Genomic DNA, 19,254 nt, shown 5'->3' on the forward strand with positions numbered 1-19,254 from the left:
GGCACGGTGGGTGAGATTGATCGGGCGGCCGCCGCCCGGGTGCGTGACCACAACCGCACGGTCAAGGATGCGGCGGCGAAGGCCTACGGCAAACGAGCCCTACGCGGGGGTAAGAACACCGACGCCCTCGGCATGCGCACCCTGACCCTCACTCTGCCGGAACGCCAGATCTCCCACATCATCGCCACCCTGCTGCCTGCCGCGGACCAGGCCCGGGCCGCGGATCCCCGCCTGGGGTACGAACCGGCGATGGCTGATGCCGCCTACCAGCACCTCACAAGTGGTGTGGCAGGCGGTTCAACCCCGCCGGTGGTGCCGCTGGTGGTCATGGCACTACCCGACTACGCGGCTGTGCTGCGCCAGGAAGGCGATGAGACGGTGTTCGCCCTGACTGATGGCACCACGGTCACGGGCAAGGAGCTGGTGGAGCATGAGATGGCCTCCCACGGCCTGGTCGGTGTCTACGACCCGGTCGACGGTGGGGTCAACCTCTACCGGGATCAACGCTGCGCGAGCTTCAAGCAGCGGATGTTGTTGGCGGCGGAGACGATCCTGTGCCCCACACCGGGGTGTACGACACCGGCCGATCAGTGCCAGGTACACCACCTGACCCCCTGGAAACACGGCGGGGAAACGAACCTGGACAACCTCACGATGGCGTGTCGGGTACACAACGCCCGCAACGACGACGATCCCGACACCCCACCGAGGCACGGCCGGCTGGCACGAGAACCCGGCGGAGTGGTCCACCACCCACCCGACGGCGGACCACCGAGAACCAACACCCACCCAATCCGGACACTCTCCGCGATGGGGCTGCTCGCCGACGCCTAGAAAAGGGTCTCGGTGAGGATCGGGGCGGTCAGCTCGATCTGCCAGTCGCGGGCCTCGTGCGCGCGGAGCAGATCCGGCACCTCCAGCGTGGAGCGGACCTCCCGGCCGGCGGTCGCCGCCCAGGCGACGGCGCGCAGGGTGGCGGGCCTGAGGATGTTCTCGGTGGGGATCTCCACCTCGGCGGAGAGGTCGTCGATGAGCTCGCGGGCCGTCGAGAAGCGTTCGTAGGACTCCGGGTACTCGTTGGCCCACGCCTGACGCGACGGCAGGCCCCGTGGGGGCCGCTCCCGCTTCGGCCACGTCCGGGGGTCGGATCCGAGCGCCCGGTCGATGACCTCGCCCCAGAACCGCACGGCCGAACGGCGGCGGGCCGGGAACCCCTTCACCCGGGCCAGGTCGCGGCTCGTGCGGGGCAAGGTGCGGGCCACCTCGATGAGGACCTTCGTCGGCAGGATGCGGGACACGGCGCGGTCATCGGCGACGGCGATCGACTCGCGGGTCATCCACAGTTCACGGGCGACGGCCAGCTGTTCGGGGCGGGTGAGCGATGACACGCCCTTCATCGCGCGCCACGTCGACTCCGTCGGCCCGGTGATGGAGGCGTGCCCGCGGCGAATGTACTCGAACTCCTGGGACGCCCAGTCGAGCTTGCCCTGCCCGTCGAGAATCTCGGCCATGGTGTCGCCGAGCTCCAAGAGCAGCTCCACGTCGAGGGCGGCGTAGGCGAGCCAGTCGGCGGGGAGGGGGCGCTGGGACCAGTCTTCGGCGCCGTGGCCTTTGGCGAGGTGGACGTCGAAAAGCATCTCGATCATCGCGGCGAGGTTGACGTGGTCGAATCCGGCGAGGCGCCCCGCCAGCTCCGTGTCGAAGAGGGTGCCGGGGTACAGGCCCAGCCAGGCGAGCGACGGCAGGTCGGAGGGGGCGGCGTGGATGATCCAGTCCTGCCCGTTGAGGACGGGGGCGAGGGCGGCGGTGAACTCGGGGCGGGCGCCTTCGGGGTCGAGGAGGAAGGTGCCGACGTCGCGGCGGCGGATCTGGACGAGGAAGGCGCGGTCGTCGTAACGGAAGCCGGAGGCGCGTTCGGTGTCGATGGCCAGCGGGCCCTGACCGGATGCCAGTGCGGAGGCGGCCGCGGTGAAATCGGCGGGCGTCGACAGGACGCGGGGGATTCCCTCACGGGGCGTGGTCAGGGCCGTCATGGCTACCCAGCTTAAACCAGCCTCAGGTGAGACGGGAGACACCCTCCGGGGGCAGGCCGGCGACGTTGGCGAGGACGCGGGAGAAGGCGACGACGTGCGGCGCGAGGTCGAGGTCGGAGGCGGTCCAGGAGGCGCGCATCTCCAGCTGGTGGGCGCGCGGGGGGCCGCCGATCTCGCCGAAGCGGACGGAGGCGGTGGCGGTGACGGTGCCGCCGAGGTTGGTGTGCGCGGCGCCGGTGCCGGCGAGTCCTTCGGTGAGCCATTCCCAGGCGACGTCGGGGAGCAGCGGGTCGGAGGCGACCTCGTGGTCCATGTCGGCCTGGATGTAGGCGACGAGGCGCATGGCACCCTCCCAGGCCTCTTCGGCGCCGGGGTCGTGGAGGAGGATGAGGCGGCCGAAGGCGTCGCCGTCGGTTTCGGCCTCGTCCCAGGTGCGTTCGACCTCGAGGCCGATGGCGTGGCTGAACGGTGCCAGGCGCTGCGGCGGGCGGATCGTGCCGAGGGTGATCTCGTCGCGGAGCTGCGCGGTGTGCATCGACTCGACGGCCTGTGTGAAGGCGGCCGGGGTTCCGGCGTCGGGGTTCAGCGGCGTCGGGGTCTCGGAAGCGTCTGGGGTGAACACGCTCTCAAAACTAACCAGGCGGGTGCGTGCGGCGGGGGAGGCGCGCCGTGGGTTGCCCCGGGCAGGGGCGTCCAACTTATGATGGATGGCATCGCCTCCCCACTGAAGAAAGAGGATTCCGTGAGCAAACTGAACTTCGATGAGCTCAACAGCATGCAGCGCTACACCCAGTTCGTCACCTTCCGCGCCATTCCGGGTGCGCTGGGTACCGAACGTGAGGAGATCATCACCGAGGCCCGCGCCTTCTTCGACGCGCTCGCGGCCGAGGAGAAGGTTGTGGTCCGTGGCATCTACGACGTGTCGGGCATCAATGCCGAGGCGGATCTGATGATCTGGTGGCATGCGGAGGAGTTCGAGGATCTGCAGGCCGCGTACCAGGGTTTCCGTCGGACGACGGTGCTGGGTCAGCTGCTGGAGTCGACGTGGATCGGCACGGGTCTGCACCGCCCGGCGGAGTTCAACCGTTCGCATCTGCCGTCGTTCATCATGGGTGAGGAGGCGGAGGCGTGGATCACGGTGTACCCGTTCGTCCGTTCCTACGAGTGGTACCTGCTGGATCCGAAGGAGCGTCGTCGTATCCTCGCGGAGCACGGCCAGGCGGCGCGCGATTTCCCGGATGTGCGGGCGAACACGGTGCCGGCCTTCGCGCTGGGTGACTACGAGTGGATGCTGGCCTTCGAGGGCCCGCGCCTGGACCGCATCGTCGATCTGATGCATCAGATGCGCTACACGGACGCCCGCCTGCACGTGCGTGAGGAGACCCCGTTCTTCTCCGGTCGCCGCGTGGCGGACATCGGCGAGGTCGCCGCGATCCTGCCCTAGAATCCCGCTTATCGACGCCCCGTTGTCCCCCGTGGTCAGCGGGGCGTCAGCGTCAGCGAGATCGAGTTGATGCAGTAGCGCAGGTCGGTGGGGGTGTCGTAGCCCTCGCCCTCGAAGACGTGGCCGAGGTGGGATTCGCAGGCGGCGCAGAGGACCTCGACGCGGATCATGCCGTGGGAGGTGTCGCGCCTTTCGATGATGCGGTCGGCGGCGAGGGGGGAGAAGAAGGAGGGCCAGCCGCAGTGGCTGTCGAACTTCTCGGTGGAGCGGAAGAGTTCGGTGCCGCAGGCGCGGCAGGAGTAGACGCCTTCGGTGGTGGTGTCGGTGTATTCACCGACGTGGGGTGGTTCGGTGCCGGCGCGGCGGAGGACGTGGAATTCCTCAGGGGTGAGGCGCTCGCGCCACTGGTCGTCGCTGATCAGCTTGAAGTCGGTCATGCGAGAAGTCTACAGATTCGGTGCGCCACCAGACGACTGTGCAGGTGGTGATGACGACGAGCATGAGGGCCCAGCCGAGGGTGGGGTGGAAGAAGTCGAGCCAGCGGGTGAGGTCGACGGCGCGCCAGGAGTGGAAGGACTCGGGGGTGAGGAAGAGGAAGGCGGCGACCCAGGCGGGCCAGGTGTGGAAGACGCTGGTGCGCTGCAGGACGGTGAACATCATGGGGAACAGCATCATGGAGTAGTACATCTGGCCGAGGGAGGACAGGAAGAACACTCCGGTCATGAGCAGTCCGGTGGTGGTCGTGGCCCACAGGAGGGGGTCGGTGTAGCGCCAGCGGAGGAGGACGATGACGCCGACGGCGACGATGGCGGCGAAGAGCAGCCACAGGGCGTTCTCGAGCAGCGGCGGCATGCCGAAGTAGACGGCGGCACCGGCGAGGGAGGAGTTGGCGTAGTCGCGGACCTCGGAGAGGTAGGGGACGAGCCGGGTGAGATAGTCGGAGGCCCCGGGGACGAGCGGCCAGGCCACCAGGTTGGACACCACGGGGACGGCCAGGCCGCCGGTGACGGCCCGCCAGTCGAGTTTGACGGCGGGGAGGAACAGCAGCGGTGCGAACTGGGGCTTGATGAGGATAGCCAGGCCGATCACCACGCCCGCCGCCCAGCTGCTCCCGCGCAGCAGCAGCCACAGGTAGCCGACGAGGGCGAGCAGCAGCAGGCCGTTGATGTTGGAGAAGATGAGCGTGTTGCGTACGGACTCGGTGAGGAAGGCCAGGGCGATGGACGCCGGCCACACCACCCCGCGCAGGGAGTAACCGAACATCTTCGTAAGCAGCCCGAGGGCGGCGATGACGGCCAGCGCGTTGGCGACGATGAAGGCGGTGCGCGCGGAGTCGTGGTCTGTCAGCCACCCGAGGGGGCTAAGCAGCAAGGTGGCGCCCGGGTTGTAGAGGTAATGCGGGTCGACGTGGTGGTAGATCTCGTTGTAGACGGGCACCCCGTCGAGGGAGCGGCGCACGGCGGACCACACGGTGGTGAAGTCGTCGGTGACGGAGCCGTTGAGCGCGAGGACGAACACGCGGTGGAGGACGAGCACGATGGCGAGGGGCCACGCGACGGCGCGGCCGATGATGTCGACGCGCGTGAGTGGTCGCTCGGTGGGCTCGGTCAGGGGGGTCCGGGCGACCCACAGGCTCGTCACATTCACGCGATCACCGTACCGCACGGTAGCGGAGGAAAAGGGTACCGTCGTCGGTCGCCGCGTGGTGTTCCAGCTGCAGGCGGTGTCGGACGGCGACGTCCCCGGCGAAGAGTGGTTTCTCGACGGGAACCTGCAGCAGCGGGTCCACCGTCAGGTGGAGCAGGTCGACCAGGCCCGCGGCGAACATGAGGGAGTAGATCCCGGGACCGCCCTCGCAGACGATCCGGGTGAGGCCCCGTTGATGCAGTGCCTGCACGATCTCTTCCGCGGACCCGCTGCCGGTCGGGGTCAACTGCGCACCCGCCGCCTTGAGTTGCTCGCGACGCTCGGCCAGTGACGCGTCGGTGAGAGCGGCGTCGGGGACCAGCAGCAGCGGGGGAGTGAACGTGTTCCAGAACAACTGACTGGTGGGGTCGAGATCGAGGGTGCGGGTGACCACCGCGACGGGGGCGACGGGTGACTGTCCGCCGGCGCGGCGTCGAGAAGCGACGGTGTCGTCGGTGCGGACGCCGAAGTAGTTCTCCGTGACGGCCGTGCGACCACCGACCAGGACCACGTCCGCCCAGTTGCGCAGCGCCACGAGAAGGTGATGGTCGGTGGCATTGCCCAGGGGGCGGGAGCTGCCGTCGACCGTGCCGGAACCGGAGACCGTGGTGACCGCCAGGGCGCGGCATTCGGGGACGCCCACATCGAGTACCGGTCCGACGAGGTGGGGCAGGAGGGGTTCCTCGGCTCCATGACGCATGGTCGGCACTCTACACTGACTCCTGTGACTGACAGTGGAGACAAGCAGGCCAACGATCCCCTTGCGGAGCTGAGAACGAGTGCAGAAGCACGGGAGCGGCACGTGCGTGACCACGGTTCCCAATGGGCGCTGAAGGTGTCCCGGTGGGCGGGGGACACGGGCCTGTCGGTGGTGCGGGATTTCGACGTCCTCACCGACCTGGCGTGGGAGGCACGCTGCCAGGGCCTGGGGGCTCCGGTGGTCATCTCGAACGAGCAGTTGGTGGGCTCGGGGGATCCCCATCGCGACGCCGCCCTGGCGGTGCTGGCGCTGCAGGGCTCGCGTTTCGATTTCGATCACCGGAAGATACACCAGATCCTCAGCATCATCGGCCCCCATCTGCTGGAGGAGGGCAATATCGCCGACGCCTTCGAGCTGTTTGCACGACTGGCGGCGGGGGAGCAGGTGCCCGGGGAGGAGGTCCGTGTCGTCGCGGAGGCCACCTCCATCCGCAAGTTACAGCATCTGGTCCTCCACGGTCTGTGGCTCTCGCCGCACGCGTCTTACGGTTCGCTCATGGTGGACCTCGGCAGGCGGATCATCCGGCAGCATCCGAACGACTTCAACGCCTGGATGAGAAGGGCCGACGGACACCGCCGCCTCCACGACTACCAGGCGGCTCTCGACGCCATCGACACCGCCATCTACCACCTGCCCGCCGAACTCCTGTCCATCCACGGTGACTACGCACGTCAGCGCTTCTTCATCACGAACGAGTGGCAGATGCACGACATGATCACCCGCCTCGGGCAGGATCAGCAGAATCAGCTCCGGTCCACCGTGACCGCCTACGGAGACAAACTCCGATCGGAGTACCAGTCGATGCTTTTCCGGGTGATGGAGATCCTAGCGCTGTTCACCGCCCTCATCGGACTGTTGGCCGCCACGGTGGGTGCGACGGTGGCGGGCGACCTGTCCATGTGGGAGAGGATCGGTGTGATCTCCGCGGCCTCGATCTTCCTGATCTTCTTCTTCGTCATGGTCCGACTCCTGTCACGACCGGACCGCCGTACCTACATCGAACTCCCGGAGGTTGACCATGACCCGGCTGGACTGTGAATACGTGGCAGATGTCACGGACACGAGTGTGCCCGGAACCTACGACATCTCGGACCCCGGCGAGGCGTCGAGGATGATCGTCGCCTTCCTGCGGGACCGTCTCGAGGCGGTCTGCGCGGCGTACCCGGCCCCCCAGATCCTCCTGCTGTCCGGCGGGATCGACTCCATCCTCATCGCGGCGGTGGCGGCGACCCTCAATCGCGGTGACGGGGACTTCGTCGCCCTCACCCTGGCACATCCGGGCCACGGTTCGGCGACGGAGGAACTGGAGACCGCCCGGCGGGTGGCGGAGCACCTCGGTATCCCCCATGACGTGGTGGCACCCGATGCCGAGCGGTGGCTCGGGATCACGCGGGACACGGTGCGTCGACTCGACAGTTCCGACCCGTGGGAGGTGCTGGCGGGGGCCACCCTGCTGGCCATTGACCAGCATGCCGCGTCCCGGGGTCTGCGGGGTGCCCTCATCACCGGTGCCGGCGCAGACGCTCTCTTCCTCGGCGGGGCGGACGGCCGGATCGACGTGGAAGCATGGGACGAGGCGGTCCGGTCGAAGGTCGCCGCCAACTTCACCCGGGACCGATTCATCCCCGACTTCTATGAACGGCTCATCGACGATCCCTCGCGGCACATTCAGGTCTGGCAGACCCGTCGGGCCTACGAGCTTGCGTTGCGGATTCACCCAGATGTGGTGCGGGGGCCGAGGGGCGTCGATAAGCATCTGCACCGGCTGACCGCCCGGTCGCTCGGGATACCCCGGGAGCTCGTGCAGGCGAAGAAGCATGCGATGCAGATGTCGAGCGGGGGAGTGGACACCCTCGTCGCGCAGGCGCGGGACGCGCTGAGCCGCGAGGTGCTGGGTACGACCTACAGTGACCCGGCGGAGGAGTCGCTGGAATTCCTCGTTGCCCGCCTGTGGCTGCGCGAACTGGAGCGCGAGCGGAAATGAACAATCCCCCCGGGCGTGAACCCGGGGGGATGTGGTGGAGCGGATGACGAGACTCGAACTCGCGACCCTCACCTTGGCAAGGTGATGCGCTACCAACTGCGCTACATCCGCTTGAAGACCCGAGGGTCTTGGTGCGCGATACTGGGATTGAACCAGTGACCTCTTCCGTGTCAGGGAAGCGCTCTCCCGCTGAGCTAAACGCGCTTGGGTCAGAAAGATCCTGACCAGAGGTGGAAACGGGAATCGAACCCGTGTGCACGGTTTTGCAGACCGTTGCCTCACCACTCGGCCATTCCACCGTGGCGTCTCCGCCTCGAAGGTACCTTGGTGAGAAGGTACCAGAGCGGATGACGAGACTCGAACTCGCGACCCTCACCTTGGCAAGGTGATGCGCTACCAACTGCGCTACATCCGCAAACGAGACCTTGTGGGTCTCTGTGCGCGATACTGGGATTGAACCAGTGACCTCTTCCGTGTCAGGGAAGCGCTCTCCCGCTGAGCTAATCGCGCGGGTTCATTTCATACCGATTGGCCCGGTGAAATGAGAGCGGATGACGAGACTCGAACTCGCGACCCTCACCTTGGCAAGGTGATGCGCTACCAACTGCGCTACATCCGCATCGCACCGTGGCTGTTGCCGTGGTGCGAGTCAAAACTTTATCCTCAACGACGTTCAGAACACAAATCGCCAGGTGGGGGCGGGAAAACGGCGCACTTCCCCGGCCCTGAATGACATCCCTGTCATTCACTGGACCGCGGCCCGGTGGAAGGGGTGGCTGACCTGCGGATTAGGTCGAATCGGGCGGCTGTGTGTAAGGTTTCTTAACGCACACGGTCCTATGGCTCAGTGGAAGAGCGTTCCGTTCACACCGGAAAGGTCGCTGGTTCGAACCCAGCTAGGACCACAACCAGGCCCCATCCCACGTTCGGGATGGGGCCTTCCGCATTTCCGGTCCATCGAAGGATTGAGATGTCAATCATACCCACGTAGGGTATAGGTATCCGTCAGAAGTTGGAGCAACGTGCCTCGGATCACAGTTTCCGCTGGTGGGGAATGAACTCGCTGGCCGCAGCCTTGTATGACGCAGCAACGTTCTGTGGAATTGAATGAAATTCCCGGCCCCGGGAACGGGCCCGGGAACTATGTCCCCCACCACAGCGACAGCTCTATTGATGCCCGCACGGTGCGGGTATCGTATGTCCCTGACAACATTCCCGGATCCGAAGAGAAGCGAAGGTGAATCTCCCCGTGTCGCAGCCCCGCACCCGTGTCACGGCGATCGTAGCAGCGGTCGCCGCCCTGGCGCTGGCGTCCCCGGTGGCCTCGGCCCACGACGTCGTCATCGGCGGTAACCCCGCTAACGAGGAGGTCGTGCAGGAGTTCCCGGAGATCATCGAGCTGGAGTTCTCCGGCTACGTGAAGGAAGACTTCAACACGTTCGCCATCTCGGACATCGACTCCGGGGAGATCCTCTTCTCCGGCCCGCCGACCATCGACGGTCGCATGGTGAGTATCGAGGTCCCGGAGGACGTCGACCCGGGCGCCGGTGATTACCGCATCGGCTTCCAGATCACGTCCTCCGACGGTCACTCCACCCGCGGAATGACCACCTTCACGGTGGCCGGCGAGCGGGAGTCCGGTGCCACCGACTCCGCGCCTGAAACGACGACCGTCGACGACGGGACGTCGCAAAGCGCGGACACGGAGGCCGGAATGCTGCAGGGTCCGCTCGTGTGGATCCTGGCAGGCGTGGGCATACTCGCCATCCTCGGCGTCATCGTCATGATGCTCGCCCGGGGACGACACAACACACAGGAGTAGAAATGTTCACCCGAGGCCGTATCGCACTGTCCGTTCTCGCCGTCTCCGCCCTCACCCTCGTGGGCTGCACCGACAACGGTGATGACGCCACCACCACCGGCACGGCAACCGCCACCGCGACCACCGCCGCAGCCGACGCCACCGACGCCACCGCCGAGGGCGAGAACGCTGAATGGGTCACCTTCACCGAGGGCTTCGTCAAGGCCAAGCCCGCCGAGAAGGACATGACCGGCATCTTCGGCATCTTCACCAACAACAGCGACGAGGACATCAACATCGTCGGCTTCACCTCCAACCTCGACGTCCCGACCTACGAGCTGCACGAGGTCGTCGACGGTGTCATGCAGATGAAGCCGGGCGGCTTCGTCCTGCCCGCCGGCGAGGAGTACGAGCTCAAGCCGGGCGGCGATCACATGATGCTCATGGACTACACCGAGCCGATCGAGGCCGGCGACACCATCGACATTGTCCTCGAGTTCGGTGACGGCTCCACGCAGGAGGTCAAGGACCTGCCGGTCCGCACCATCGCCTCCGGCGAGGAGAGCTACGGTGCCGACGGCTCCCTCCAGGGCCACCAGATGGGTGAGAACCACGGTGGCGCCGACGAGTCCGCCGAGATGCCCCACTAAGCACCCCCGCACCACCCTGAAGGAAGTGACACCAGCGCAATGTTCCCTCTGACCCGCCGTGGATTCCTCACCGGACTGTCGGTGACCGCCGGTGGCGCGGCCCTCGCGGCCTGCTCCACCGGGGAATCCGATCCCGCCGCGACCACCAACCCCATGGCGCAGCAGGAGTCACCGGACCCGGCGGGCGACACCCCCCGGCTCTATGACGCCATCGTCCCCTTCGACGGTGAGCATCAGGCGGGTATCGCCACCCCGGCCCAGGCCAACCTCAACCTCATCGGCTTCAACTTCGTCGACGGGGTGGACCGGGGGGCGGTCTCCCGTCTCATGACGTCCTGGTCGGAGGACTCTCGGCGCCTGTGCACCGGTGAGACCCCGCTGGGCAGCCTGGAGCCGGAGCTGGTGGTCGCGCCCGCGAACCTCACCGTCACGTGCGGCTTCGGGCCGCGCGTGTTCGAGGTGATCGACGCCGTCGACAAGCGGCCGGACTGGCTGCGCCCGCTTCCCGAGTACAAGCTGGACCAGCTCGACGAGAAGTGGGGGCAGACCGACCTGGTCATCCAGGTCTGCTCCGACGACCCGACGATGCTCTCCCATGCCACGCGCCACCTCGTGCGGTCCGGCATGGACTACGCGCGGGTGCACTGGATGCAGCAGGGCTTCCTGCGCGCCGACGGTGCCCACACCCCGGGCGAGACCCCGCGCAACCTCTTCGGCCAGGTCGACGGAACCGTCAACCCCCGCGAGGAGGAGCAATTCGACGAGCAGGTGTGGATCGGGGACGACACCCCGGAGTGGATGCAGGGCTCCACCTCGATGGTCCTGCGCCGCATCAACATGAACATGGACACGTGGGAGATGCTCGACCGTCCCTCCCGCGAGGAGGCCCTGGGCCGCACCCTCGACAACGGTGCCCCGCTGACCGGTGAGAACGAGTTCGACGAGCCCGACTTCGAGGCCACCGACAAGTTCGGCCTGCCGGTCATCGACCACCAGAGCCACGTCTTCCGCGCCAAGCCGGCCGACGGTCACCCGGAGCAGCGCATCCTCCGCCGCCCCTACAACTACGACATCGCCCCAGAGCCGGGCAGCGAGCAGCTGTCCAACTCGGGCCTGGTGTTCATCTGCTACCAGAAGGACCCGGTCACGCAGTACGACCCGATCCAGCAGCGTCTCGACGAGGCCGACCGCATGAACGAGTGGATCACCCACATCGGTTCCGCGGTGTACTGGATGCCGCCGGGCACCAGCGCCGACGGTTCCACCGGCGACGCCTACTGGGGGCAGCGCCTGCTGGAGGCGTGACGACGCCGCGCACACCGGACGCGGCACGGGCACTGTGGTGGTCCCCGTGCCGCGTCGCCCGTCCTCCGACGCTTCCCCGCACCGCCACTGCGGGCCGCGGCCACCCCGCGGGGTAGTATGTTGCGCGAAGCGTCTGCGCCCTGCACACCGGTGGGGGATCGCAGCCGTGCCCGTCAGAGACAAGCAGGCAGCGGCCAGGTATGCCGCCGCCTGCGCGAGCGCAAGTTAAGGAGCGCAGCACACTCATGGTGAACACCACCGCCCCCGCTTTCCCGTCCTTCACGGTCCCGGCCGGCACTCCCGTCGGCACCGCGATGCGGGAGCTGGATCTGCCGAACAAGGGCCCGGACGCGATCGTCGTGGTCCAGGACGCCGAGGGCAACCTCCGCGACCTGTCCCACACCCCGGAGACCGACGCCGAGTTCACGCCCGTCCCGGCCAGCTCCGAGGCCGGCCGCTCCGTGATCCGCCACTCCTGCGCCCACGTGCTGGCCCAGGCCGTCCAGGCCGAGTTCCCGGGCACGAAGCTGGGCATCGGCCCGGCCATCGACAACGGCTTCTACTACGACTTCCAGGTCGCCGAGCCCTTCACCCCGGAGGATCTCAGGAGGATCGAGAAGCGGATGAAGAAGATCATCAAGTCGGGCCAGAAGTTCGAGCGCCGCACCTACGCCTCCACCGAGGCTGCCGCCGAGGAGCTGGCGAACGAGCCCTTCAAGCTGGAGCTCGTCGCCGACAAGGGCAACATCGACCCCGACTCGGACGAGGCCACGGAGATCGGCGCCGGTGCACTGACCGCATACGACAACCTCAACCCGCGCACCGGCGAGGTCGAGTGGTCGGACATGTGCCGTGGCCCGCACGTGCCCACCACCCGCTACATCCCGGCGTTCGCCATCACCCGTTCCTCCGCCGCCTACTGGCGCGGCGACCAGGACAACGCCGGCCTGCAGCGCATCTACGGCACCGCCTGGGAGGACAAGGAGTCCCTCGAGGAGTACCAGCACATGCTGGCCGAGGCGGAGAAGCGCGACCACCGTCGCCTGGGCTCCGAACTCGACCTGTTCTCCTTCCCGGACGAGATCGGCTCCGGTTTCCCGGTGTTCCACCCCAACGGCGGCATCATCCGCCTGGAGATGGAGGAGCACTCCCGCCGCCGCCACATCGAGGCGGGCTACTCCTTCGTCAACACCCCGCACATCACCAAGGGTGACCTGTTCCAGAAGTCCGGCCACCTGGACTTCTACAAGGACGGCATGTTCCCGCCGCTGCAGCTCGACGCTGAGTACGACGAGGACGGCAACGAGACCAAGCCGGGCCAGGACTACTACGCCAAGCCGATGAACTGCCCGATGCACAACCTCATCTTCGCGTCGCGCGGGCGTTCCTACCGTGAGCTGCCGCTGCGTCTGTTCGAGTTCGGCACGGTCTACCGCTACGAGAAGTCCGGCGTCATCCACGGCCTCACCCGCGCCCGCGGCTTCACGCAGGACGACGCCCACATCTACTGCACCGAGGACCAGCTCGAGGTCGAGCTGACCTCCGTCCTGGAGTTCATCATCTCCCTGCTCAAGGACTACGGCCTCGACGACTTCTACCTCGAGCTGTCGACCCGGGATCCGAAGAAGTCGGTCGGTTCGGACGAGATCTGGGAGCGTTCCACCGAGATCCTGCAGCGCGTGGCCGACAACTCCGGCCTGCATCTCGTGCCGGACCCGGAGGGTGCCGCCTTCTACGGCCCGAAGATCTCCGTCCAGGCCCGCGACGCCATCGGCCGCACCTGGCAGATGTCGACCGTCCAGCTGGACTTCAACCTGCCGGAGCGTTTCGACCTCGAGTACACCGCGAACGACGGCACCAAGAAGCGCCCCATCATGATCCACCGCGCGCTCTTCGGCTCCATCGAGCGATTCTTCGGCGTCCTCCTCGAGCACTACGCCGGCGCGTTCCCGGTGTGGCTGGCCCCGCACCAGGTCATGGGTATCCCGGTGGCGGAGGACTTCTCCCCCCACCTGGAGGAGATCACCGCGGAGCTGCGTAAGCGCGGCATCCGCGCCGACGTCGACACCTCGGACGACCGCATGCAGAAGAAGATCCGCAACCACACCACCGGCAAGGTGCCCTTCATGCTGCTGGCCGGTGCGCGCGACGTGGAGGCGGACGCCGTGAGCTTCCGTTTCCTCGACGGCACCCAGGTCAACGGCGTGCCGGTGGCCGAGGCGATCGAGCTCATCGACGCCTGGGTCTCCGACCGTGTCAACGAGCAGCCGAGCGAGGAAGCCCTTGCAGCCCGCCGCAGCTAACACCTGGACCGACACCGGCGTCGGCGAGGAGGACGCGCTCACCCGCCTGTGGGCGCCGTACCGGATGGGCTACATCAGGAATCGCCCGGCCGCCGGTGCGGAGAAGCCCTCCGACCCGTTCGTCGAGGCGCCGAAGATGTCCGACGAGGACGCCCTCATCGTCGCCCGCGGTGAGCTGGTGTACGCGATCCTCAACCTGTACCCGTACAACGCCGGGCACATGATGGTCATCCCGTACCGCCAGACGGCCGACCTCGAGGACCTCTCGCCGGAGGAGATGACGGAGCTCATGGGTTTCGTCACCACCGCGGTGAAGGTGCTCAAGAAGGTGTCCAACCCGGAGGGCATCAACGTCGGGTTCAACCTGGGCAAGGCCTCGGGCGGGTCGGTGGGTGACCACATCCACATGCACATCGTGCCGCGCTGGTCGGGGGACGCGAACTTCCTGACCATCCTCGGGGGCACGAAGGTGCTGCCGCAGCTGCTGCGGGATACCCGTGCGCTGCTCGCCGAGGCCTGGGTGGAGGTCGAGCGTGCTTAGCACCCGCGGACGACGGCACGCGTCGGTGGTCGTGGAGCCGGTGGCGCGGGGTCTCCTGCGCCTCGGTCTGACCCCCAACGTGGTCACCGTCATCGGAGCGGTCATCACGTGCGCCATCGCGGTGCTGCTCATCCCGCAGGGCCACCTGTTCACCGCGGCGGTGGCCTCGGGGCTGTTCGCCGCCTTCGACCTCGTCGACGGCACTATGGCCCGGCTGCGGGGCGGCGGCACGCGTTTCGGCGCGACGCTCGACGCCACGTGCGACCGCATCACCGACGGCGCGCTCTTCGCCGCGATCACGTGGTGGCTCATCTTCTCCTACGACGCCTACCCGGCGCTCGTCGTCGCCTCCTTCGTCGTGCTCATCGCCTCGCAGGTGACCTCGTACGTCAAGGCGCGTGGCGAGGCGAGCGGCTTCACCATCCTCGGCGGTCTCGTCGAACGCCCGGAGCGCCTCATCGTCGGCCTCGTGGGCGTCGGCCTGCAGGGCCTCGGCGTGCCGTACGCCATCGACGTCGCCCTCTGGGCGCTTGCGGCCGGGTCCGTGTACACCGTCGTCCAGCGGCTCCTCACGGCCTCCCGTAACCCGGAGGCGCTCGAGCGCATCGCCCCGCCGCCGGGCACCCGTGACGCCGACCCGCAGGGGGCCGCCAGCCGATGAGCGTCGATCCGGTGGCCCTGGGCTATCTCGCCGGGTGGAAGGTGGTGCGGCACCTGCCGCAACCGGTCGTCGAGAAGCTCTTCGACGCCGCCGCCGACCGCGCCTGCGATGACGGCCGCGGCATGGACATGCTGCGCCGCAACCTCACGCGCGTCGTCGGCGCGGAGAACGTCACGCGCGATCTGGTGCGCGCGTCGATGCGTTCCTACGCGCGGTACTGGCGGGAGGCGTTCCGCCTCCCGTCGATGCTCGACGACCCGCTTCTCGACGCCCGCCTCGCCGCCGGAGTCACCGGCCGCGAGCACCTCGACGCCTCCCTGGCGCGCGGTCGGGGAGTGATCCTCACCCTGCCGCACTCGGGCAACTGGGACATGGCCGGGCTCTACCTCACGCGCATCCACGGGCAGTTCACCACCGTGGCGGAGCGGCTGAGGCCGGAGGTGCTTTACCGGGCGTTCGTCGACTACCGCGAGACCCTCGGCTTCGAGGTGCTGCCGCTCACCGGTGGGCAGCCGCCCTACCCGCGGCTGCAGGAGGTCCTGGAGGCGGGTGGTGTCGTCGCCCTCATGGGGGAGCGCGACCTGCGCGGCACCGGCGTCCCGGTCGAGTTCTTCGGGGAGGAGACCACCTTCCCGCGGGGGTCCGCGCAGCTGGCCCTCGACACCGGCGCGGCGCTGCACGCGGTGCACTGCTGGTTCACCGCCGACGGTTGGGGGCTCAGCGCCTCCCCGGCGCTGGAGGTGGACACTCTCGAGGCGACCACACAGCGCATCGCCGACCAGTTCGCCGCCAACATCGCCGCGCACCCGGAGGACTGGCACATGCTGCAGCCCCAGTGGCCGGCGGACCGGAGGCGCCGATGAGGATCGGCGTCGTCTGCCCCTACTCCTTCGACGAACCCGGCGGGGTTCAAGCCCACATCCTTGATCTTGCGCATGTGCTGCGCGGTCGGGGACACCATGTGGAGGTCCTCGGCCCGGCGTCGGAGGACACGGAGGTGCCGGAGTTCGTCACCCGCGGTGGGCGCAGCGTGCCGATCCGCTACAACGGTTCCGTGGCGCGCCTGAGCTTCGGCCCGGCGGTCCGCGCCAAGGTGCGCGACTTCCTCACCCGGGGGCGTTTCGACGTCCTCCACATCCACGAGCCGAACTCCCCGAGCTACTCCATGGTGGCGCTGTGGATGGCCACCGGGCCCGTCGTGGCCACGTACCACGCCTCCAGCTCCGGGTCCTTCATGCTGCAGCTGGCCCGGCCGCTGCTGCGCCCGGCGCTGGAGAAGATCCGCGGGGGCATCGCCGTCTCCGAGATGGCGCGGCGTTGGCAGGTCGAGCAGCTGGGCGGGGACCCGGTGCTCATCCCCAACGGCGTGGACACCGCGCGGTTCGCCGCCGCCCGCCGCGAGCCGGGGGCGAGGCCGGAGATCGTCTTCCTCGGCCGCCTCGACGAGCCCCGCAAGGGCCTCGACATCCTGCTCGCCGCGCTGGAACAGCTCGACCGGGACGTCCGGGTCACCGTCATCGGCGGCGGCCGCGAGAGGGAGGTCCCCGGCGTCGACTTCGTGGGGCGCGTCTCCGATGAGGAGAAGGCCGCCATCCTCGGCCGCGCCGACATCTACGTCGCCCCCAACACCGGCGGGGAGAGCTTCGGCATCGTCCTCGTCGAGGCGATGGCCGCCGGCTGCGCCGTGGTGGCCAGCGACATCGAGGCCTTCGCCGCCGTCGCCGACGACGCCGCCCTGCTCTTCGAGACCGGGTCGGCGTCCGCCCTCGCCGCGCAGCTGCGCCTGCTTCTCGACGACCCCGCCCTCCGCACCCGCCTCATCGCGGCGGGGGAGCGGCGGGCTGAGCGCTTCGACTGGGACACCGTCGCCTCCGACGTCCTCACCGTCTACGAGACCGTGGCCGACGGCACGACCGTGGGGGTGGAGTGATGATGTGGTGGATCCTGCTCGCCGTCGCGGTCACGGCCGTCCTGCTGTGGGCGTACTTCACGGCCCAGCGCCTCAACCGCCTGCACATCCGCACCGACGCCGCTCTCGCCTCCCTCCAGGCGGCGCTCGACCGGCGGGCCGCGGTGGTGGCGGCCCTGCTGCCGGAGGTGCGCGGCCTGGCGACGGCGGCGGAGGAGGTGCCGCTGGTGCACGGGGGCGTCGAGAAGCGCATCGCGCGGGAGCGCGACCTCTCGCAGGCCCTGGCCCCGTTGGACCTGCCGGCCCAGCTCATCGACGCCGAGGTGCGCGTGCAACTGGCGCACCGCTTCTACAACGACGCCGTCGCCGACACCCGGGCCCTGCGCCTGCGGCCCCTGGTGCGCGCGTTCCGCCTGGGCGGCACCGCGCCGCTGCCGGAGTTCTTCGAGTACCGGGTGTGACCCTTGCATACCCGTACGGGTATTGGCAGGATGGCGGGCATGATGACGTGGCGCGGACGCAGGATTCTCCCCCTCTACGGCCTCCTGGCGGCGGTGGGGACACTGCTGCTCATCGGCATCCCCTCCGACATCATCCCCAACCCGATCTTCGGCCGCGAGGTGCCGGTGCGCTGGTGGGAGTACCCGGTGCTCGGGGCGACGGCCCTGCTCACGGGCGCGTGGTTCAGCATCGGCAAGGTGCACGACCACCCGGAGGACAAACCTGAACGCAGTGCCCTCATGTCGGTGTCCGTCTTCGCCGCCTGGTTCGCCGTCGCGTGCCCGGTGTGCAACAAGCTCATCCTGCTCGTGCTCGGCACCTCCGGGGCGATGGGCCTGTGGGCCCCGGCGCAGCCCTATCTGGCCGTGATCTCCCTGGTGGCGCTCACGGCGTCGGTGGTGTGGAAGTGGCGGACGAAGCTCGACGGCTGCGCGGACGGTTCGTGTGCTGCGCCCGGGTCTCATGCACGAGCCACAACGCCGCCAGCACTGTCAACACGACGATGACCACGTTGCGCAGCGCCAGCACCGCGATGGCCGTGGTGGCGTTGACGGGGTCCTCCCAGATCGGGGTGTAGTGGAAGGGGAAGACGTAGAGTCCCAGCGCCGCCGCCACCACCGCAAGTACCGCCATCGCGGACACCAGGCGGGAGCGGGTCATCGTCAGGCACACCGCCAGCAGCGGGCCGATCCACACGATGTACTGCGGGGAGAACACCTTGTTGGTCACCATGAGCAGCAGGATCACCAGCAGCATGAACGCCACCGTCGGTCGCGGGTGCCACCGGTCGTCCAACAGCTGCCACACCGCCCAGTACACGGCGAAGGCGAGCACCACGAGCATCGCCCAGTCGGCCACCTGCACGGCCATGTCGGTACCGGGGCCGTGGATCTCGAAGCTCTTGGACGCCGCGTAGCCCCGCCAGTAGGCCTCCGGGTCCTCGTGCGCCGCGATGAGGAACGGGGTGGCCGCCAGTGACTCGATCTGGATCCCGCGGTCACCCTGGTAGGTGAGCGGGCTGAGCAGTCGGTCGAACCCCGAGGTCGCCCACGTGATGCCGGCCAGGACGAGGAGCGACCCGAAGAACGCCCCCACCCGCAGCCACGTGCCCGCCCGCCGCAGGCCACCGACGAGCCCGGCCGCCAGCACCGCCGGCCACAGCTTCACCGCCGCCGCCCCGGCGAGCACCGCCGCGCCGAGGACCGGCCGGGTGAGCAGCAGCGCCGCCGCCCCCGCCACCAGGACGCCGGGGAACAGGTCGAGACGCAGCCACAGGACATGGCCCGTCGCCACCCCGAAGAACACCCAGAACCAGCCCGCCACGAAGCGGCGCTCTCGGCGGTACCGGAGCAGGAGGGCGAGGACGGCGGCGTCGATAAGCAGACACATCACCATGAAACCGGCGAGGAACGCCGTGATCTCCGGGGTGGTCAACCACGCCAGCAGGCGCACCGGCCACACGCCCGCGTCCGGATACTCCGTCATCGCGGTCGGATCCGGGCCGAACAGACCGAAATGGTAGTAGTGGACGTCGCCGAAAGGCGTGGGGTCGGCGATGATGAGACGGGCCAGAACCAGCCGCGAGAGGATCCACCCGAGCCATACCGCGGGTACCGACATCAACTTGTGCACCGCCACATCCTAGCCCCGGGCGCATGAAAACCCCGGGTGATTGG

The 19,254-nt window shown here is 68.3% G+C and carries 19 protein-coding genes and 7 tRNA genes; 15 read left to right on the top strand and 11 right to left on the bottom strand.

What is annotated here, in order from left to right:
* The coding region (locus tag B9Y70_RS11050) for an HNH endonuclease signature motif containing protein (protein WP_085550334.1) at positions 1-834 on the top strand (834 nt) is incomplete at its 5' end.
* Here the strand turns inward: B9Y70_RS11050 and B9Y70_RS11055 are convergent.
* Entirely contained in the window at positions 831-2,033 is a 1,203-nt protein-coding gene (locus B9Y70_RS11055) for an HRDC domain-containing protein (protein WP_085550335.1), read from the bottom strand. The two genes, B9Y70_RS11050 and B9Y70_RS11055, sit on opposite strands and share 4 nt — an antisense overlap.
* A gap of 22 nt (positions 2,034-2,055) precedes the next feature.
* Positions 2,056-2,655 carry a DUF3000 domain-containing protein gene (locus B9Y70_RS11060; RefSeq protein WP_240309249.1) on the bottom strand — a complete coding sequence of 200 codons (600 nt, stop codon included), beginning with the start codon at positions 2,653-2,655 and terminating at the stop codon, positions 2,056-2,058.
* 81 nt (positions 2,656-2,736) lie between these two features.
* Here B9Y70_RS11060 and hemQ point away from each other — a divergent pair, with 81 nt between their 5' ends.
* Entirely contained in the window at positions 2,737-3,477 is a 741-nt protein-coding gene (gene hemQ, locus B9Y70_RS11065) for a hydrogen peroxide-dependent heme synthase (protein WP_085550402.1), read from the top strand.
* Positions 3,478-3,512: 35 nt separating this feature from the next.
* On the opposite strand, the gene msrB is transcribed toward hemQ, so the two are convergent.
* Genes msrB through B9Y70_RS11080 form a run of 3 tightly spaced genes read right to left on the bottom strand, consistent with a single transcriptional unit; the run spans position 3,513 to position 5,863 of the window.
* A complete protein-coding gene (gene msrB / locus B9Y70_RS11070; RefSeq protein WP_085550336.1) occupies positions 3,513-3,914 on the bottom strand; it encodes a peptide-methionine (R)-S-oxide reductase MsrB in 402 nt (133 codons plus the stop codon).
* A complete protein-coding gene (locus B9Y70_RS11075; protein WP_240309254.1) occupies positions 3,859-5,118 on the bottom strand; it encodes a glycosyltransferase family 87 protein in 1,260 nt (419 codons plus the stop codon). Before B9Y70_RS11075 ends, msrB begins: the two co-directional genes overlap by 56 nt.
* Positions 5,119-5,128: 10 nt before the next feature.
* Complete coding sequence (locus B9Y70_RS11080; RefSeq protein WP_085550404.1) at positions 5,129-5,863, bottom strand: pyrimidine reductase family protein; 735 nt, start codon at positions 5,861-5,863, stop codon at positions 5,129-5,131.
* A gap of 24 nt (positions 5,864-5,887) precedes the next feature.
* On the opposite strand from B9Y70_RS11080, the gene B9Y70_RS11085 reads away from it, so the two are divergent.
* Entirely contained in the window at positions 5,888-6,961 is a 1,074-nt protein-coding gene (locus B9Y70_RS11085; RefSeq protein ID WP_143337625.1) for a tetratricopeptide repeat protein, read from the top strand.
* Positions 6,962-6,965: 4 nt separating this feature from the next.
* Positions 6,966-7,907, top strand: coding sequence for an asparagine synthase C-terminal domain-containing protein (locus B9Y70_RS11090; protein ID WP_159449817.1), 942 nt, complete (start codon positions 6,966-6,968; stop codon positions 7,905-7,907).
* A 35-nt stretch (positions 7,908-7,942) separates the two neighbouring features.
* Here the strand turns inward: B9Y70_RS11090 and B9Y70_RS11095 are convergent.
* The 6 genes from B9Y70_RS11095 to B9Y70_RS11120 form a co-directional block, all read right to left on the bottom strand.
* Positions 7,943-8,018 (bottom strand) — tRNA-Gly (locus B9Y70_RS11095).
* 18 nt (positions 8,019-8,036) lie between these two features.
* Positions 8,037-8,111: transfer RNA gene (locus B9Y70_RS11100), tRNA-Val, on the bottom strand.
* Between the two features lie 24 nt (positions 8,112-8,135).
* Positions 8,136-8,206 (bottom strand) — tRNA-Cys (locus tag B9Y70_RS11105).
* Between the two features lie 43 nt (positions 8,207-8,249).
* A tRNA-Gly gene (locus tag B9Y70_RS11110) sits at positions 8,250-8,322 on the bottom strand.
* Positions 8,323-8,345: 23 nt separating this feature from the next.
* Positions 8,346-8,417, bottom strand: a tRNA-Val gene (locus B9Y70_RS11115).
* A 36-nt stretch (positions 8,418-8,453) separates the two neighbouring features.
* Positions 8,454-8,526: transfer RNA gene (locus B9Y70_RS11120), tRNA-Gly, on the bottom strand.
* Positions 8,527-8,740: 214 nt separating this feature from the next.
* On the opposite strand from B9Y70_RS11120, the gene B9Y70_RS11125 reads away from it, so the two are divergent.
* The 11 genes from B9Y70_RS11125 (at position 8,741) to B9Y70_RS13095 (ending at position 18,084) form a co-directional block, all read left to right on the top strand.
* Positions 8,741-8,812: transfer RNA gene (locus B9Y70_RS11125), tRNA-Val, on the top strand.
* Positions 8,813-9,144: 332 nt separating this feature from the next.
* Positions 9,145-9,729, top strand: coding sequence for a copper resistance CopC family protein (locus tag B9Y70_RS11130; protein WP_085550339.1), 585 nt, complete (start codon positions 9,145-9,147; stop codon positions 9,727-9,729).
* A gap of 2 nt (positions 9,730-9,731) precedes the next feature.
* Positions 9,732-10,358: a copper chaperone PCu(A)C gene (locus B9Y70_RS11135; protein WP_085550340.1), complete on the top strand. Its 627-nt coding sequence runs from the start codon at positions 9,732-9,734 to the stop codon at positions 10,356-10,358.
* A gap of 39 nt (positions 10,359-10,397) precedes the next feature.
* The gene (locus tag B9Y70_RS11140; RefSeq protein ID WP_085550341.1) at positions 10,398-11,663 is read left to right on the top strand and encodes a Dyp-type peroxidase; all 1,266 of its coding nucleotides are present in this window, start codon (positions 10,398-10,400) and stop codon (positions 11,661-11,663) included.
* A 245-nt stretch (positions 11,664-11,908) separates the two neighbouring features.
* Positions 11,909-13,966, top strand: coding sequence for a threonine--tRNA ligase (gene thrS / locus B9Y70_RS11145; protein WP_143337627.1), 2,058 nt, complete (start codon positions 11,909-11,911; stop codon positions 13,964-13,966).
* Entirely contained in the window at positions 13,947-14,507 is a 561-nt protein-coding gene (locus B9Y70_RS11150; RefSeq protein WP_240309250.1) for an ATP adenylyltransferase, read from the top strand. The genes thrS and B9Y70_RS11150 overlap by 20 nt, the downstream gene beginning before the upstream one ends.
* Positions 14,500-15,168 (top strand): phosphatidylinositol phosphate synthase, encoded by a 669-nt coding sequence (gene pgsA, locus B9Y70_RS11155; protein ID WP_085550342.1) that lies wholly within the window; start codon positions 14,500-14,502, stop codon positions 15,166-15,168. Before B9Y70_RS11150 ends, pgsA begins: the two co-directional genes overlap by 8 nt.
* On the top strand, positions 15,165-16,031 hold the full coding sequence (locus B9Y70_RS11160) for a phosphatidylinositol mannoside acyltransferase (RefSeq protein ID WP_085550343.1): 867 nt from the start codon (positions 15,165-15,167) through the stop codon (positions 16,029-16,031). Before pgsA ends, B9Y70_RS11160 begins: the two co-directional genes overlap by 4 nt.
* Positions 16,028-17,098: a glycosyltransferase family 4 protein gene (locus tag B9Y70_RS11165; RefSeq protein ID WP_085550407.1), complete on the top strand. Its 1,071-nt coding sequence runs from the start codon at positions 16,028-16,030 to the stop codon at positions 17,096-17,098. The genes B9Y70_RS11160 and B9Y70_RS11165 overlap by 4 nt, the downstream gene beginning before the upstream one ends.
* Positions 17,098-17,538 (top strand): LemA family protein, encoded by a 441-nt coding sequence (locus B9Y70_RS11170; RefSeq protein ID WP_420838458.1) that lies wholly within the window; start codon positions 17,098-17,100, stop codon positions 17,536-17,538. Before B9Y70_RS11165 ends, B9Y70_RS11170 begins: the two co-directional genes overlap by 1 nt.
* A gap of 39 nt (positions 17,539-17,577) precedes the next feature.
* Positions 17,578-18,084, top strand: a complete 507-nt coding sequence (locus B9Y70_RS13095; protein WP_085550408.1) for a hypothetical protein — start codon at positions 17,578-17,580, stop codon at positions 18,082-18,084.
* Positions 18,085-19,254 lie beyond the last annotated feature (1,170 nt).

It is taken from the genome of Corynebacterium pollutisoli (assembly GCF_900177745.1).
GTDB classification, from domain to species: domain Bacteria; phylum Actinomycetota; class Actinomycetes; order Mycobacteriales; family Mycobacteriaceae; genus Corynebacterium; species Corynebacterium pollutisoli.